Source organism: Anoxybacillus ayderensis (assembly GCF_000833605.1).
Classification (GTDB): Bacteria; Bacillota; Bacilli; order Bacillales; family Anoxybacillaceae; genus Anoxybacillus; species Anoxybacillus ayderensis.
On record NZ_JXTG01000055.1, the window covers coordinates 1 to 956 of the forward strand.

The window sequence follows — 956 nt, forward strand, 5'->3', positions numbered from 1 at the left end:
TAGTAATCGCGGATCAGCATGCCGCGGTGAATACGTTCCCGGGCCTTGTACACACCGCCCGTCACACCACGAGAGTTTGCAACACCCGAAGTCGGTGAGGTAACCCTTACGGGAGCCAGCCGCCGAAGGTGGGGCAAATGATTGGGGTGAAGTCGTAACAAGGTAGCCGTATCGGAAGGTGCGGCTGGATCACCTCCTTTCTAAGGGATATCATTGATATGATGAAAAAACGCTTTTTCGCTTCGTTTAGTTTTGAGGGAATATCCCTCAACTCGCGCCTGCGTCTACTCACTATAGAGGAGACGAGGTTGAAATTGTTCTTTGAAAACTAGATAACAGGCTGAAAAGTGTGTTTAGTTAAGTTAGAAAGGGCGCACGGTGGATGCCTTGGCACTAGGAGCCGATGAAGGACGGGACAAACACCGATATGCTTCGGGGAGCTGTAAGTAAGCGTTGATCCGGAGATTTCCGAATGGGGAAACCCACTGTCCGTAATGGGGCAGTATCCATACGTGAATCCATAGCGTATGGAGGGCATACTCGGGGAACTGAAACATCTAAGTACCCGGAGGAGAAGAAAGCAAAAGCGATTCCCTGAGTAGCGGCGAGCGAAACGGGAACAGCCCAAACCAAGAGGCTTGCCTCTTGGGGTTGTAGGACACTCAATACGGAGTGACAAAGGAACGGAGTAGATGAAGTGGCCTGGAAAGGCCCGCCAGAGGAGGTAACAGCCCTGTAGTCGAAACTTCGTTCCCTCCTGAGTGGATCCTGAGTACGGCGGGACACGAGGAATCCCGTCGGAAGCAGGGAGGACCATCTCCCAAGGCTAAATACTCCCTAGTGACCGATAGTGAACCAGTACCGTGAGGGAAAGGTGAAAAGCACCCCGGGAGGGGAGTGAAAGAGAACCTGAAACCGTGTGCCTACAAGTAGTCAGAGCCCGTTTATGGGTGATG

2 rRNA genes are annotated in these 956 nt (G+C 52.4%); both read left to right on the forward strand.

The window, feature by feature from the left end:
- A 16S ribosomal RNA gene (locus tag JV16_RS14840) occupies window positions 1-200 on the forward strand; the annotation flags it as partial.
- Window positions 201-355: 155 nt separating this feature from the next.
- Window positions 356-956 (forward strand): 23S ribosomal RNA (locus JV16_RS14845); the annotation flags it as partial.